This is a genomic window from Maribellus sp. CM-23 (assembly GCF_021354595.1).
GTDB lineage: Bacteria > Bacteroidota > Bacteroidia > Bacteroidales > Prolixibacteraceae > Draconibacterium.
In genome coordinates, this window is record NZ_JADWYJ010000005.1 from 172448 (window position 1) to 187982 (window position 15535).

At 42.8% G+C, this 15535-nt stretch carries 18 protein-coding genes; 10 read left to right on the plus strand and 8 right to left on the minus strand.

Annotated elements, in window-relative coordinates:
- Window positions 1–2: 2 nt before the first annotated feature.
- Window positions 3–1871 carry a recombinase family protein gene (locus tag INQ51_RS17135; protein WP_233379175.1) on the minus strand — a complete coding sequence of 623 codons (1869 nt, stop codon included), beginning with the start codon at window positions 1869–1871 and terminating at the stop codon, window positions 3–5.
- A gap of 60 nt (window positions 1872–1931) precedes the next feature.
- On the opposite strand from INQ51_RS17135, the gene INQ51_RS17140 reads away from it, so the two are divergent.
- The 8 genes from INQ51_RS17140 (at window position 1932) to INQ51_RS17175 (ending at window position 7688) form a co-directional block, all read left to right on the plus strand.
- A complete protein-coding gene (locus tag INQ51_RS17140; RefSeq protein WP_410796485.1) occupies window positions 1932–2588 on the plus strand; it encodes an ATP-binding protein in 657 nt (218 codons plus the stop codon).
- An 82-nt stretch (window positions 2589–2670) separates the two neighbouring features.
- A complete protein-coding gene (locus tag INQ51_RS17145; protein WP_233379177.1) occupies window positions 2671–2886 on the plus strand; it encodes a VF530 family DNA-binding protein in 216 nt (71 codons plus the stop codon).
- 191 nt (window positions 2887–3077) lie between these two features.
- The gene (locus tag INQ51_RS17150) at window positions 3078–3899 is read left to right on the plus strand and encodes an FkbM family methyltransferase (protein WP_233379178.1); all 822 of its coding nucleotides are present in this window, start codon (window positions 3078–3080) and stop codon (window positions 3897–3899) included.
- 111 nt (window positions 3900–4010) lie between these two features.
- Complete coding sequence (locus INQ51_RS17155; RefSeq protein ID WP_233379179.1) at window positions 4011–4655, plus strand: class I SAM-dependent methyltransferase; 645 nt, start codon at window positions 4011–4013, stop codon at window positions 4653–4655.
- A gap of 5 nt (window positions 4656–4660) precedes the next feature.
- Window positions 4661–4921: a hypothetical protein gene (locus INQ51_RS17160; protein ID WP_233379180.1), complete on the plus strand. Its 261-nt coding sequence runs from the start codon at window positions 4661–4663 to the stop codon at window positions 4919–4921.
- Window positions 4922–5033: 112 nt separating this feature from the next.
- Window positions 5034–6392 (plus strand): ankyrin repeat domain-containing protein, encoded by a 1359-nt coding sequence (locus tag INQ51_RS17165; RefSeq protein WP_233379181.1) that lies wholly within the window; start codon window positions 5034–5036, stop codon window positions 6390–6392.
- An 8-nt stretch (window positions 6393–6400) separates the two neighbouring features.
- The gene (locus INQ51_RS17170; RefSeq protein WP_233379182.1) at window positions 6401–6853 is read left to right on the plus strand and encodes a hypothetical protein; all 453 of its coding nucleotides are present in this window, start codon (window positions 6401–6403) and stop codon (window positions 6851–6853) included.
- Window positions 6854–7022: 169 nt separating this feature from the next.
- Window positions 7023–7688 (plus strand): inorganic pyrophosphatase, encoded by a 666-nt coding sequence (locus INQ51_RS17175; RefSeq protein ID WP_233379183.1) that lies wholly within the window; start codon window positions 7023–7025, stop codon window positions 7686–7688.
- Window positions 7689–7747: 59 nt separating this feature from the next.
- On the opposite strand, the gene rnpA is transcribed toward INQ51_RS17175, so the two are convergent.
- The 3 genes from rnpA to INQ51_RS17190 form a co-directional block, all read right to left on the minus strand.
- On the minus strand, window positions 7748–8176 hold the full coding sequence (rnpA, locus tag INQ51_RS17180; protein ID WP_233379184.1) for a ribonuclease P protein component: 429 nt from the start codon (window positions 8174–8176) through the stop codon (window positions 7748–7750).
- A gap of 63 nt (window positions 8177–8239) precedes the next feature.
- On the minus strand, window positions 8240–8986 hold the full coding sequence (locus tag INQ51_RS17185; protein WP_119436532.1) for a uroporphyrinogen-III synthase: 747 nt from the start codon (window positions 8984–8986) through the stop codon (window positions 8240–8242).
- A 32-nt stretch (window positions 8987–9018) separates the two neighbouring features.
- Window positions 9019–9900, minus strand: coding sequence for a DUF4271 domain-containing protein (locus INQ51_RS17190; RefSeq protein ID WP_233379185.1), 882 nt, complete (start codon window positions 9898–9900; stop codon window positions 9019–9021).
- Window positions 9901–10009: 109 nt separating this feature from the next.
- Here INQ51_RS17190 and INQ51_RS17195 point away from each other — a divergent pair, with 109 nt between their 5' ends.
- Window positions 10010–10969 carry a tRNA dihydrouridine synthase gene (locus INQ51_RS17195; protein WP_233379186.1) on the plus strand — a complete coding sequence of 320 codons (960 nt, stop codon included), beginning with the start codon at window positions 10010–10012 and terminating at the stop codon, window positions 10967–10969.
- Here the strand turns inward: INQ51_RS17195 and INQ51_RS17200 are convergent.
- Genes INQ51_RS17200 through INQ51_RS17210 form a run of 3 tightly spaced genes read right to left on the minus strand, consistent with a single transcriptional unit; the run spans window position 10962 to window position 14388 of the window.
- Window positions 10962–11120 (minus strand): hypothetical protein, encoded by a 159-nt coding sequence (locus INQ51_RS17200; protein WP_233379187.1) that lies wholly within the window; start codon window positions 11118–11120, stop codon window positions 10962–10964. The genes INQ51_RS17195 and INQ51_RS17200 overlap by 8 nt on opposite strands.
- Before the next feature lie 29 nt (window positions 11121–11149).
- Window positions 11150–13927 carry a DNA polymerase I gene (gene polA / locus INQ51_RS17205; protein ID WP_233379188.1) on the minus strand — a complete coding sequence of 926 codons (2778 nt, stop codon included), beginning with the start codon at window positions 13925–13927 and terminating at the stop codon, window positions 11150–11152.
- An 11-nt stretch (window positions 13928–13938) separates the two neighbouring features.
- Window positions 13939–14388, minus strand: coding sequence for a 6-pyruvoyl trahydropterin synthase family protein (locus INQ51_RS17210; protein ID WP_233379189.1), 450 nt, complete (start codon window positions 14386–14388; stop codon window positions 13939–13941).
- A gap of 171 nt (window positions 14389–14559) precedes the next feature.
- On the opposite strand from INQ51_RS17210, the gene INQ51_RS17215 reads away from it, so the two are divergent.
- Window positions 14560–14961: a hypothetical protein gene (locus tag INQ51_RS17215; protein WP_233379190.1), complete on the plus strand. Its 402-nt coding sequence runs from the start codon at window positions 14560–14562 to the stop codon at window positions 14959–14961.
- Here the strand turns inward: INQ51_RS17215 and INQ51_RS17220 are convergent.
- The gene (locus INQ51_RS17220; RefSeq protein ID WP_233379191.1) at window positions 14958–15527 is read right to left on the minus strand and encodes a manganese efflux pump MntP family protein; all 570 of its coding nucleotides are present in this window, start codon (window positions 15525–15527) and stop codon (window positions 14958–14960) included. The genes INQ51_RS17215 and INQ51_RS17220 overlap by 4 nt on opposite strands.
- Window positions 15528–15535 lie beyond the last annotated feature (8 nt).

Here is a 15535-nt window from a genome sequence, read left to right on the forward strand (position 1 = left end):
ACTTATCTTTTTCGATTGAAACGTTCCCTTTTTAATTCCTTGAAATAGGTTATCTTGCTATAAGGGTGTGTTGAGGTTTTTGAATCATCAGGATGCAACAACATTTCATCAAAAGAATAAACCTTATTATAGTCATAACGAGGATGTGGAATTCTAATCCCATATGGATCATAATCTGTCAGGTTTGAAGTTCTACATATTCCATGAAACATTTGTGCTGAGATTTTATCCGGTAGATTAAGTCCAATATTATTCTTCTTCAAGTATTCAGTTTTTGCTTCGAAATAAATATCTTTTTCAGATTCCAAAGCATAAAACTGGTTATCATCAGGATTGAAATAGTAGAACGTGTAATTTAGTTTCTTAAATCTGTTGCTATTTTTTTTCGCAACTGCATTATACAATATCATTTCCTTGTAGTTGTTAATATATTCAATAATTACGATGGTTTTAAAAAATCCAATCTTATGAAAGGTAATTTCACGAACAATAGTTTTTATAACCTTTTTAATTTGCACACGATCAGAAATTGAATCAAGTTCCTGTAAGCGATTAGAAATGTTGTTAGATTCTTCAAGTATTCGTTCATTATATCTTAAATCCTGTTCATATAACTCTATACTTCTTAGGCATTCATTTTTTTCATTGTTTATTTTACCAATCTCATTCGTGTATTCTTCCACAGAATAACCTTCGTTTTGAAAAATAATATTGGTTCTTTTTCGCCTATTTTCAATTCCTTTTAATAGATCTTGAAATTCGTTAATCTGATTCTTTAAATTATCAATCTTATCGGTACTTGAAATAAAGAAACCTTCAACTTCTGTATCAGGCATATTGATTAGGTTTTCTTTTACCAGTTCCCAAGTTATGCCATCTAATGTTGATATCGAAATATTACTGCCACGGCATGACGTTCCTTTATTTGTTTTATTACTACCTGAATTTTTTGGACAGATATAGGCATCATCTGTTTGTTTTCCCACATAATACTCACCGCAAACAGCACATTTGAGTTTCCCTCTAAGTAAGAAGATATGCTTTTTACCTTTATCCGCTTTTGTCTTATTAGTTTCAACCAATTCTTGTACAAGATTGAATTGTGCTTTTGATATCAAAGGTGGTGTAGGTCTAATTCCAAGTTTTACTATTTTATATCCAATGTATTGAGTGTTCCGAAGTACCCTTGCTAAAGTATGAGTATTACAAACGATTTTGGGGTACTTCCTTGAGCGACATATTCTGCTAATTTTTGAACAGGTAAGACCGTCTTCGTAAAGGTCAAACACTTCTTGTACAATATCGGCTTCACTCTTATCTAAAGATTCTATAATTTTATCATTTACAACGAAACGATTCTCGTTGTCTAGAGTGTACCCAAATGGAATTTTCCCCCCATTGTATTTACCAAGCTTAACATTATTTGTTTTTGCAGATATAAATCTCTCTTTTGTAAGCCGAGCCTCATATTCAGTTAGCCATCCAAAAACGGAGATAGATAATCCTGCTTGAGGACTGATTTTCCCGGTTTCATCCAATAACCAAAACCTTTGAATGTAAAAATAAACGTTAATTGAGTTATTTTGAAAGAAATCAGTTAGCTCGAGCAGGATTATTGGTTTTCTTGCCAGACGCGACATCTCCCATACTAACACTATTTTGATATTAGATGCAATTACCTCTTTTAAAAGTTTGGCCAGACCTTCTCTTTCCCTTTCATCTTTAAATCCACTTAATTTATCTTCATAAAGATTTTTGTCTTCAAAAATGAAATTGTTATCTTTCACAAAACTCTTTAAATCTGATACTTGTCTTTCGTAATCCTGAATATCACTACTAACTCGGATATAAATTGCGCATCTCTGTGCCATGTAAAGTTTTGGTGTAAAATACAAAAAAATGGTGAGACACCCTTAATATTATCTTTTGTTATTAGTTTGGCTCACAACGGCGTTTTGTTTTTGGATGAACTTCCTGAATTTAAACGCACCGTGCTTGAGGTGATGCGGCAACCGCTGGAAGACCGCAATATCACCATTTCGCGGGCTAAATTTTCGGTGGAATATCCCGCCAGCTTTATGTTGGTGGCCTCCATGAATCCTTGTCCGTGCGGGTATTACAATCATCCTGGAAAAGATTGTGTTTGTGCTCCCGGCGTGGTACAAAAATACCTCAATAAAATATCGGGGCCGCTGCTCGACCGCATCGACATTCACCTGGAAGTGGTGCCGGTTCCCTTCCGGAAACTATCTGAAATGAACGGTTCGGAGAAAAGCGAATCGGTTCGAGAGCGGGTGATCCGGGCCCGAAATATTCAGGAAGAACGCTTTAGGGAACACAAAGGTGTTTATGCCAACGCTCAAATGAATTCGAAACAAATTCGTGCATTTGTTCAGCTGGATGAGGAGAGCATCGAGTTGATCAAAAATGCGATGGACCGACTGGGGCTTTCGGCACGTGCTTACGACCGTATTCTTAAGGTAGCACGAACCATTGCCGATCTTGAAGCGGAAGAGAATGTACAGGCGCATCATTTATCCGAAGCCATTCATTACCGCAGCCTCGACCGCGAGAACTGGGGAGGATAAGCAAGTTGCAGTAGCAGTGTTGTGTTGATGGTTGGTACGAAATCAATATCTTTGCGTCGCAATTAAAACCTAAAATTGATTTATGGAACAGCCCAATAATCCACTTCACGGAAAAACGCTCGAAGCCATTGTAGTTTACCTGGTCAGCTATTACGGATGGGAAGAACTGGGTGAGATAATTCCGGTCAATTGTTTCCGAAAAGACCCAAGCATAAAATCAAGCTTAAAATTTTTGCGAAGAACCCAGTGGGCCCGTGATAAGGTGGAGAAGCTGTACATTGAAACCATCGGGAAATAGTTTCTTCCCAGAAGGAATTTTTATGCACGCAGCGAGATGGTGGCTTTTATCATAAAATGACTCCCGTTTTTCACATTGTTTATGAAATGTGTACCCGAAATAAAATCAAAAAAATATAGTTTTGCACCACTTCAGCTTATAGATGTTTTATAAGCATGTATTTACAAGTTAGAATTTAAAAAAACATTGATATGACTAACTCTCCAGACAGGAGCCTTATTTGCAAATTAAAAGACATCTCTTCTTTTCTTCTAAAACGGGATCAGAAAACCATTTGTGTTCAGGTAAACGATACCAGCTTTAATGTAATGAACCATTGGTTTTGGCATAAGTTTAAACGAAAAAACTGGGAGCCTCAAACCTATCAGCTGATGAATAAATACCTGTCGCCGGAAAAGAACTACATTGATGTTGGTACCTGGATCGGCCCCACCATTTTGTTTGCGACCGAGATTGGGGCAAAAAAGATTTATGGAGTAGAAGCCAATCCTGTGACTTATGAGATTTTGAGTAAAAACAGCCAGATGAACCAGGTTGTTTCGGATAAACTCAGTCTTTATAACCTTTGTATCACTGACGTTGATGGGGGCAAGGTTGATTTTGGCGGCAAAAAAGATGCAGATGCTTCCAGTGCCTCTTCAATTCGCGGAAATGCCTGGCAAATTCCTTCATCCACCATTTGCACATGGATAAAACAAAACAACATTGAGGATTTTAATTTTATTAAGATTGATATTGAAGGTGCTGAAAGTCTGATCAAAAAAGATATGCAGACACTTTCGGCACAAAAAGAACTGGTTGTGCTTTTGTCGCTGCACCCTCCTTTTTGGGAAAATAAAGAGGAAATCGCGGAAACTGTTGCCGGGTACTGTTCACTTTATGATGTATACACGGTTAATGAGAAAAAGCTGGAAATTGACGAGCTAAAAGAAATGATGCTCACCAGTGTCCGCAAACCCAAATGGGGAACCAAATACGGCAACTTTTTCGAGGTGCTCTTAAAGTCGAGGTAGTGTTTTCTGAGCTTCCGGATCGTTGGTATTTCTCCGTTTTATCATTGCTGGAAGGGAAAAGTGGTTGTTAAAAGGTATTGCTGGTATTTCCGGATCATTTAAAGTAGAAAGATGAATGTTTATATAAAAGATACAGTGGCCGGTGAGTACGATGCGTATTACGCCACGCCTCAGGGGAGAGAGGTCGATAACATTGAAAAGAAGATTATTTCCGGTCTGATGAAAGATATTCCGGCAGGTGAGCTTTTGGAACTGGGATGCGGAACCGCCCACTGGACACAGTATCTTTGTGAGCAAGGCTTTCAGGTGACTGCTATCGATGCCTCGGAAGAGATGTTGAAAATAGCCCGTGCAAAGAAGATTCACAAGGCTACTTTTCAAAAAGAAGATGCGGCGAAACTGTCCTTCCCCGACCAACGTTTTTCGTTGATTGTTTCCATCACGATGCTTGAGTTTGTGGACGATGTGGAAGCGGTTTTTGACGAAATCGATCGCTTGCTTTTACCCGGCGGGTATTTGGTGTTGGGATGCTTAAATTCGGAATCGGAACTGGGAAAATACAAAGACAACGACGCGGTTTTCCGCCATGCCCGTTTTTTCTCTTTGCAGGAAGTTAAGGAGAGGATGTCGCGGTTTGGGGAGCCAGTGCTTTGCTCGGGAGTTTATTTTTCACCGGCCTTCGATTTACTGGATGGCTCAGAAAAACAGGATACTGTGCAGCCGGCTTTTATCGGCGCCCTTGTGCAGAAAAAATAAGCCTTATGGAAATATCGGTTGAAATTAGCTATTACGCCTTGCAGAATGATTACAATACTCCTGTACTGGAGTTTCTCGGCAAAATTGACAGGCAACCCGGAATAAGTATTGAATCCGGGATGATGAGTACATTGATAACAGGGGAATACAATACTGTGATGACATTGCTGGTACACATACTGGAGCCGCTTATGGAAAAATATCCTTCGGTGTTTACGCTTAAAATTGCCAATGCCTGCAAAAGCTGCCAAAATCAGGAAAATTAAGGCGAGCCTGGTGAAGATTTATTCCGGGATTTCGTAAATTGACTCATGGCAAAAAAGGCTTTCCGTGGTATGAATTTTGAGAATCCGGAGTTTTGTAAATCAATAGAACTACATGGCCTTTACTAAACAAATCTTACACTATTTGTTGGGGGTATTCCTTTTGGCTGTCCCAATAAAGGGCTTTTCGCAAGAGGTAAAGCCAACCGTCGATTCGCTGCAACTTTCTGTTCTTCTTTCCAAAGCCATCTTAAACAACGACACGTTGAAAGCCGACAGCTTGATTTTAACCGGGATGGATGTCAACATCGCGGCAAACGAAGGAGTAACGCCGCTGATGTACGCTGCAGAGGAGGGGAACCTGCATTTTATTGAAAAGCTCTTACAGGTCGGTGCCGATGTAAACCAACTTCCCGGGAACAAAGTTACTGCTCTGCAAAGTGCGATTATCGCGAATAAGGTGGAAGCAGCTGAATTATTGCTGCAAAACAGTGCCAACCTAAATACAAAAGACCAGTGGGGAAACACGCCGGTTTTAAATGCCGCACAAAACAATAGTCCCGAAATGCTCCGCTTGCTCCTGCGTTGGGGCGCAGATGTGAACCATGCCAATAGCGATGGAAATACCGCGCTTCATTATGCGACAGTCTTTGGCAACGATTCGTTGGTGACTGAGCTGATGGATGCCGGAGCAAAGGCAGATTTGAAAGACAAACAGGGATTCACTACCCTGATGGTGGCAACTTCAGAGAATTTTAACTCTGCCGCGGAATTGCTGGTGAGTTACGGAGCTGATTTGAATGCGGTAAACGATCAGGGGTATTCGGCACTTAGCATCGCCATTTTAAACGGAAATGTGTATCTGGCAGAACTGTTCCTGCTGAATGGTGCCAATGGGAACCTGCTTGCGCGGGAAGCCAAAGACCACTGGTATTTTTCAAAGGGTACCGGAAAATACATGCGAAAAGTATTGCGGGAAGCGGAAGTAAAACGAAACCTTTCGCCAGTGCTCGAAGATTGGGCAGGAGGCGCAAAGTTCGGGTGGACGGAAAGTCATCTGACAACGGGCATTTTGGTGGGCGTTCGGGAAACCAAGTACAATTTCTGGCTTCAGGCAGCCTTTGGTGTTACGCCTTTTGTCTACAGCACGCTGACAGAGATCGGTGGAAAGAAGTACCAGTTTTGGCAACGCGATTACCGCCTGGCGATTGAGGCAGATAAGTACTTTGCTTTTCATAAAAGTTTCCGGACTGAATGGGGAATCTGGGCAGGTGTTGAAACGGGCTTTGATTTCGGAAGTTACAGGGGAACCGGCTTCAAACCTTCGTCCGAAGTAAATGTATTCCCGACAGCCGGGGTGTTCTGGCGGCAGGGCTTCACAGAAACAAGACTCGGCTATAAAAAGAACCTGTTTCAGGTCGATGAAGCAGGGGAATGGGGGATTCAGTTTCATTTTTATTTTGGGAGGATGTAGCAATGAAAATGACCGCAGTACATGATTTAATTGGGAAGTCGTCGGGCTTAAAAAGAGGAATATTCTTTCTAGTACTTTTGCTGGCCGTGATTTCGTGTGAACGGAGATTTGATTTTTTCGAGTTCGACTGCGAAGATTGCTACCAGGAGAAACCTGAATACGGGCCGCTGATTATCTATTTCTCGATCGACGATGAAAACGATTTTGTTTTGTACACGATTTACAAAGGTGATTTTGAGGATTGTGTGGTGGAGTATGCCGACACTGCTTTTTTTAAGGAAGAACATATCGATGTTCCGGTGGATGAATATTATTCGGTGGAAGCCAGGTATGTAAGTGGTGGTGATACTATTTATGTGGTTGACGGTGATCGGTTTAACCTGAAACGGGAGAACAGCGAATGCGACAAAAAGTGCTACTACTTTAAAGGAGGAATTATTGATGTAAGACTTCGAAAATGATGATTTGGATGTTCGATATTGAGGCTTTAGTTTTTAACGCAGAATGGACACTTGACCCGGTCTCAAAATAAAATAAAGCAGAGTAATACAAGTTTAACCAAATTGAAACATTATTTTTGAACATTATGCTGTTTTCAATGGTTTGAGAACAAAACTAAATAACAACTCTATGGTAGACAGAATATCAGACCCTATTGGACGATTAATGGGGCTTCGTTATAAATCCCATCCCTGGCACGGAGTAAACATCGGAGAGAAGGCCCCTGAAGTAATTACCGCTTTTATCGAAGTGGTTTCAACCGACACGGTTAAATACGAAATTGACAAGGATAGTGGTTACCTGCGTGTTGACCGTCCGCAGAAATTTTCGAACGTAGTACCGGCACTTTACGGTTTTATTCCGCAAACCTATTGTGGAGAGAAAGTGGGCGAATACTGCAACAAGAAAACCGGCCGGAAAGACATTAAAGGCGATGGCGACCCGATCGATATTTGTGTGCTGACCGAAAAAGACCTGGCGCACGGCGATTTACTGGTAACTGCGCGTCCGATTGGTGGTTTCCGCATGATTGACGGCAACCAGGCCGATGATAAAATTATAGCTGTTTTAATGAACGATACCGTTTACGGTCATTTTCACGATGTTTCGGAATTACCTGAGATCGTAATCAAGCGGCTCGAGCACTACTTTCTTACCTACAAAGATATGCCGGGGGTAGACAGCAATACCGAGATTACCACGACCTACGGAGTGGAAGAAGCGCTGGAAGTGATTAAACTTTCGGTGGAAGACTACAATAATAAATTTGCTAACCTCGGCAAATTGCTTTCTTAAGAATAGAAGAGTCGTAAAAAGATGATAGAAAAGTGCAGCGCGAGTTGCACTTTTTTTATTTACGAAGCTTTTTCAATGGCCTGGTCGCGCAATTGTTTGACGAGCCTTTTCAGGGCTTTCTTGAAAGCTCCTTCAATGGCTGCGAAGTTGGTCATTTCTTTCCCAACATAAATAAAGAAAACAGCCAGTTGCCGGTCGCCCAGTTGCTGGTAAAATTCGTGCTTATTGAGCCGGTAAGCTTCGCGCATCAGGCGTTTGATACGGTTGCGGCGAACCGCCCGTTTAAAGCTTTTTTTGCTGACACTAAAAGCAGCCTGAACCGGTAGTTGAGTGTTTAACTTCGTTTTCAGGTAGACCACTTTTACGGGAAATGTCAAAAACGATTCGCCTTCAGCAAAAAGTTTTTCAATTACTTTCTGGCTGCAAAGTCGTTCTTCTTTGTTAAACGAAAAAGAGCCGCTGGTTTTTATTTCTTGATTGTTTTGCATTGAAAAATGAAAAGGCCGCCCGATGGTGTTGGACAGCCTTTCAAAAGTATTGATTTTTTCAATTTAATTCTTGTTTACCTTTTTAATGTACTGCTCTAAAGCCATGGTCATAGATGGTGCCTGGGCCGTTGGAGCTTCAATGTCGAGACGCAAACCTGCATCGCGGACTGCTTTTGCCGTGGAGGGGCCAAAGCAGGCAATTCGTGTGCTGTTTTGTTCAAAGTCAGGGAAGTTCTGATACAAGGACTTAATCCCCGACGGGCTGAAGAATACCAGGATATCGTACTTGATATCTGCCAGATCAGAAAGATCTGCACTTACGGTACGATACAGGATAGCTTTGGTGTACTTGTAACCTTCTTTATCCATCAGGGTTGGAATTTCCTGTTTGTGGATATCCGAAAGTGGCACCAAAAAGCGTTCACCGGCATGCTTCTTCATCACATTTACCAGGTCGGCAAATTTGCCATCGGCATAAAAGATCTTACGCTTCCTGTACACAATGTACTTTTGCAGGTAAAACGCTGTGGCCTCCGAAATACAGAAATACTTCATGGTGTCCGGAATGGTTAAGCGCAACTCTTGTGCAATTCTGAAATAATGATCAATTGCCGTACGGCTGGTGAAGATCACAGCAGTGTGGTCCAGGATCTGAATTCTCGTTTGGCGGAATTCCTTTGCCGGAACGCCTTCCACCTGAATGAAAGGCCGGAAATCGATTTTTAGGCCGTTCTTTTCCGCCAGTTCAAAATATGGTGATTTTGCTGTCTGGGGCTCCGGCTGCGAAACTAAAATGCTCTTGACTTTCAAATTTTTATGCTTTTAATGAAACATATCCCTTCTTATTCAACTACAACTACTTTATAAATTAAAAGCAAGGGTAAAATTTCAAGGGTACAAAGGTATAAAAACAGATAAAATATAGAAAATTGTTTCCTTAATAAAATTATTACCCCCCTCTGAAGTAGTACCAAATTAAATGCAATAACGATTATTAAACCTGCCAAAACAATGAGTAGCGGGTTATTCCAGGGCGAAAAGGAAACCAGTGCAACCAGTGGTAACAACACCAGGCCCAATGCGCGGTTAAAATTGTCCACATTAAAAAGATATTCGCTGGTTTCGGCCTGGGTCTCAAACAGTGAGCCCACCGTCAGGTAAACGAGCTTCTTTCCAAAAAAATAAAGCAGTACGCCCGCCAGTACAAAGGCAAAATAAGTGATTCCTTTGGCTGAATGAGCCAGGTTAAGTATGTTGAAAGCCTGAAATACAAAAATGGAAAACGTCAGGTAAAAAACAGCATCCAAGCGATAGGCGCCGTGCGATGCAGGATAGTTATTTTCCTGTAACATCCTGACAGAGGTCGGATAGTTGATAAGCGACAAAAAGAGATGCCCAATGTATTTGATGTACGAGTACCGGATGGTGGCAAACAACGAAAGGGCCACAAACAGAACCAAGAAGAGCCAGTCGGTTTCAGGGCTTTGCTTTTTGTGCACCGGCAAAACAATATCCGATGCCGAGACTTCTGAATAGGCTATGCTTTCCACATCTTTGGGAAGAAGATAGCCTTCTGCCAGGATGGGATCTTTGTATCTTGGATGATAGCTTTGACGAACACCTTGCGGCCTTGAAAGCACCGTTTGTTGTGCTTGCTGACTCTGTTTCAGACTTTGGTTCTGTGCCTGTATGGAGTCGGGTTGATATGTTATCAGTGCATCCATTGTGTATAGCCGTGCAAAGATACCATTTTTTGGATTGCCAAATCATGGGAAGAGCACATGGGTACCAACTATAATTTGTAATTTTCCGCTCTTATTCAAGTGATGATCTATGATTTACCTGGCACCTTTGCAAGGTTTTACCGACTTTGTTTACCGGAAAGTATATGCCGAAGTTTTTCAGGGCATCGATGCTTTTTTTATTCCGTACATCACCGTTCAGAGCGAGGTGGTTTTAAAAAAGTACGAGCGTGAAATTCTTCCGCAGAATAACCTGCAAAGCCGCGTTGTTCCTCAGATTCTGGGTAAAGATGAAGACGAAACCTGTTTTTTGGCGGAAACCTTGCTGAGTCGCGGTTACTCGGAAATTAACCTGAACATGGGATGTCCGTACCCGATGGTGACCAAACGGGGAAGAGGCGCCGGACTTTTGCCGCAACCCGAACAGGTTTACCGCATTCTGAATACATATTTTCAGCGTTTTGACAGTGCCTTGTCGGTAAAACTTCGTGCAGGGCTGGATGCTTCGGATGAAATTGAGCGGATCGTTCCGGTGCTGAATGAGTTTCCGTTAAAAGAGGTGATTCTGCACCCACGTATTGCCCGTCAGCTTTACAAAGGCGAAACGATTGATACGGCAGTGGATTTTACGATTACAAACCTCAGGCATCCGCTGGCATACAACGGTGATATTTTTACGTTGGAAGATTTTCACCGGCGGGAAAAGCAGTTTGCGCCTATCAGCAACTGGATGCTGGGCAGAGGAGTGCTGATGAATGCTTTTTTACCTTCAGAAATGAAAGGTATTCAGTGGACCGGGGAGGCAAAACGAGCCGCGTTAGTGCTCTTTCATCAAAAGATGGTGGCAGAATACGAGGCAACAACCGACAACCCGGGAAATGTGCTGAATAAAATGCAGCAGTTCTGGATCTATTTCAGTTACCACTTTGAAACACAGGCCAAAGCTTTTAAACGGATTAAAAAATCGAAAAATCTGGCACTGTTTAAAGCCGAAGCCGGAAGTATTCTCAACAATGAAGCACTGTTTTCGGAAAACAACACACTTAACTGAACGAACAATTTTCGCGTTCGTATTTTTCCATCAGGGTCATAAGTAAAAACATTTCTTTCACCTCGTCCTCGCTTTTGGGAGCTTCACAAATTTGAAGAAAGCGATTGAGGGCGTCCCTGTAGTCATCTTCAGTTACAATATCATAGATCATGCTGAGTGCCGGTATTTTATTGATCCTGACTAATGTGCATCCAGCCAGTTTTCGGCTGCATTCATTTCAACAATCAACGGGACTCCAATGTTTACCGCATTTTCCATCCCTTCTTTTACCAGCTTCTTCATGGCTTCGAGTTCGGGCTTTACAACGTCGAAGTTCAATTCGTCGTGTACTTGCAGGATCATTTTTGACTGAAGCTTTTGCTTTTTCATTTCGCGGTGAATGTTGATCATCGCAATTTTGATAATGTCTGCTGCCGAACCCTGGATCGGGGCATTGATCGCATTTCGCTCGGCCATTCCACGTACTACTGCATTGGCCGAGTTAATGTCGCTCAAATACCTGCGGCGGCCTTTAATGGTTTCCACATAGCCCATGTCTTGCGCCAGTTTGATCTGCTTGTCCATGAATTCCCTGATTTTTGGAAAATTCTCAAAGTACCCGTCAATCAGTTCTTTGGCTTCTGTTCGCGGGATGTTCAGCCGCTGCGAAAGCCCGAAAGCCGAAATTCCGTAGATGATACCAAAGTTGGCGGTTTTGGCTTTTCTACGCATGTCGGAGTCTACCTTGTCTTCGGACACCTGGTAAATTTTAGCCGCAGTAATGGAGTGAATGTCTTTGTTTTCGCGGAAAGCACGTTGCATCTCCTCGTCGCCGCTAAGCGCTGCCATCACCCGAAGTTCAATTTGCGAGTAGTCGGCAGAAAGGAAAGTATGCTCATCGTCCGAAGGAATAAAAGCTTTTCGAATTTCGCGCCCGCTATCATCGCGAATCGGAATATTCTGAAGGTTGGGATTCACCGAACTCAATCGTCCCGTTGCTGCAATGGCCTGGTTGTACGACGTGTGTATCTTACCGGTTTTCTTGTTCACCAGCAAGGGCAAAGCTTCTACATAAGTCGAAAGCAGCTTTTTCAAGCCACGGAAATCCAGTATTCTCTGAACGATCGGGTGGCGGTCTACCAGGCGGATCAACACATCTTCAGAAGTGGAATATTGCTTGGTCTTTGTTTTCTTTACGTTGGTGTCGATCTTTAATTTTTCAAACAAAATCGGCCCCAGCTGTTTGGGCGATGAAACGTTGAATTCCTCTCCCGCCAGCTCAATAATTTCTTTTTCGAGCTCAATGATTTGCTCGCGCAACACCACGGCGTATTGATTTAACTCTTCCGAGTTTAGTTTCACACCTGCATTTTCCATGCTGGCCAACACTGGTACCAACGGCATTTCAATGGTTTCGAACAAGTCCCGAACACCCGCCTTGTCAAGATCCGGATCGATAGCAAGTTTCAGCTGAAAAGTAAGGTCGGCATCCTCGCAGGCGTAATCGCGCAGCTTGTCAACAGGAACCGATCGCATTGTAATCTGGTTTTTTCCTTTTTTCCCGATAAGATGTTCGGTAGGCACTTTTTCATAGTTCAGGTACTGAAGGCAAAGCTGATCCAGGTTGTGTTTCATATCTGGCTGAATCAGGTAATGAGCCAACATAGTATCGTAAAGTTTTCCTTTTACTTCAACTCCGTAGTTGCTCAGGATCAGGATGTCGTACTTGATGTTCTGCCCTATTTTCATCACATTTTCATCAGCAAAAACTTCACGGAATTCATCCATAATCTTTTGTGCCGCTTTTTTGTCTTTCGGAATGGTTACGCAATACGCTTCGTGTGTGCGAAATGCAAACGACATACACACAATTTCGGCGGTGTGGGTATCTAAACCGGTGGTTTCGGTGTCGAAACAAAATTCCTTTTGCACCGATAATTCGGCACGCAAACTGGCACGTTGCATTTCGTTTTCCACCAGATAATACTGATGAGGAACCGAATCAATGTTTTCTGTGTTTTTGCTTTCCTGAACAGCTACTTCCGGGGCGCCAAAAAGCGTTCCCTGGAAAGCGGTTTCCACAGCCGGCGGGGCTTCTCCGAGGTTCAGCCTGGTGATTAACGCTTTAAATTCCAGTTCTTCAAACAGCTTTTTCAGGTCTTCGGCGTGCGGCTCTTCTCGAATCAGCTTTTCTTTTTCAAACTCAATCGGAACATCGGTAATAATCGTAGCCAGTATTCTTGAGAGGCGAACCTGCTCTTCATGCTCAATCAGGTTTTCCTTTTGCTTGCCTTTAAGTTTGTCGGTGTTTTGGTAAATACCATCGATGCTGCCAAAATCGCCAATCAGTTTTTGTGCTGTTTTGGGACCAATTCCGGGGCAGCCAGGAATGTTGTCGGCGGTGTCGCCCATCAGTCCCAGGATATCGATCATCTGTTCGGCCCGTTCAATGCCATAATTTTCCTTTACCTCGTCAAGTCCCCACACTTCGGCATCGCCACCCGCTTTCCCGGGTTTGTACATCACCACATGTTCCGAAACCAGCTGTGCATAGTCTTTGTCGGGTGTCATCATGTAAGTGATAAAACCATCCTTTTCCGCTTTTTTGGCGAGAGTTCCAATCACATCATCCGCCTCAAAACCTTCTTTTTCGATGATAGGAATATTGAACGCTTCAATAATCCGGCGAATGTAGGGGATCGATTTACGCAGGTCTTCTGGCATTTCCTCGCGGTTGGCCTTGTATTCCTTGTACATCTCGTGCCGGAAAGTAGGCGCAGAAACATCAAAAACTACTCCGATGTAATCAGGGTTCTCCTTCTCGAAAAGTTGCACAATGGTGTTGGTAACGCCCAGCATTGCCGAAGTATTTAATCCTTTGGAGTTAAAACGAGGATTACGGATAAAGGCAAAATAACTGCGGTAAATCAATGCATACGCATCTAAAAGAAAAAGTTTTTGCTGACCTGTTTCGGGCATAATTCGAGATTTTACTGATTATCGGATGCAAACCATTCGGCAAACGAAGTTTTGGTTTCGTAAAGCCGCAGGCTAAATAGTGAAACGTTTGAAGGGATTTCTTGTTGAAGAATACCTGCAAAATAAGTGACCAGGTTTTCGGAAGTGGGTTGAAAACCGAGCACGGTGAGGCGTTCGGTAGTCAGAGCCAATGCTTCTTTCTGAGGTGCCGGGGTAAGTGCGTTGATGACCAGTGCGTGATCAAAAACCTGAATGATTTTTGTATTGACGATGTTTTTTAGCTGTCCGAAATCCATTACCATCCCGTCTTCCGGATGACCGGGCTCGTTTTTGGCATCACCTATCAATGTCACTTCCAGTTCGTACGTATGGCCATGAACGTTTTTGCAAACTCCGTTGTAAGCTAAAAGTGCATGGGCCATTTCAAAATCAAAACGCTTGGTTACCCTTATCCTCGGCATATGTCAGTCCCTTTTTGGTAGTGTGAAAGTAAGTTTTTTTTCAGCAAAACCTGAATAGAAAGTAGCGAAATGCAAACGCAACCATTTTTGTTAAAATTGCGTCTTTTTAATGCAGAGGCAGGTAACAAAAGCAATGCGTAGAAACGATTGAATCAGTAAAATTTGAGAACAATGAAAATCCGGGAGTTGGTTTTAATGGGGATGCTGGTGTTTTCGGCATGTAGTTCAGGAGACGACGATCATGTTTTTCAGTTGGACAGCGGGCAGCGTTTTGTGCTTCAGGAAGAATACGCTTCTATGGATCACGGGTTGAGCATTGGTGTGGAACATGTGAGTGATTCGCGTTGTCCCACCGGCGTTGTTTGTATTTGGGAAGGGGAGGCTACCGTTTATTTGTACGTCAGGACACAGAATATACAGGAACTGGTGCTGAGCACAGTCCGTCAGCCAAAAGATACGGTGCAGAATTACGAAATTGAACTGGTGAATGTGAGTCCTTATCCCGATATTTCACGCGAGATAGAGCAGGAAGATTACGAGGTGACGCTGAAAGTCAGACGAATTGATCCTTAGAACCAAAGGTGTTCAGCCAGAATTTTGAATCCCATTAGAATTAAAATGATCCCTCCCAGGATAATGGACTGATGGCTGCGTTTGGCAGGAATGTATTTTCCGAAAAGCATTCCCAGCATGGACGCAATGAAAGTAACCGCTCCAATCACCAAAACAGGAAGAAAAATGGGGATCTCAAGGAAGCCGTAACTGATTCCTACCACAAAAGCATCGATACTGGTGGCGACGGAAAGCCCGATCAGTACACTCATTTTAAACGGGTCGAGGTTGTTAAGCGAACCGTTTTCCCTGATTCCTTCAAAAATCATTTTACCACCGATAGCCGCCAGCAAACCAAACGCGATCCAGTGATCGACTGATTTAAGTATATTTTCGACGGCACTTCCGATAAACCAACCCAACAGCGGGAAAAGCGCCTGGAAGAAAGCCAGTGAAGCCGCTACTTTGCATGCCTGCAAAAATTGAATTTCACGTCGCAGCAATCCGCAGGAGACTGATACGGCAAAAGAATCGAAACTTAGCCCGATGCCGATCAGTAAAAACGTTATGAATTGGACCAGTGTCATTTTTGAGG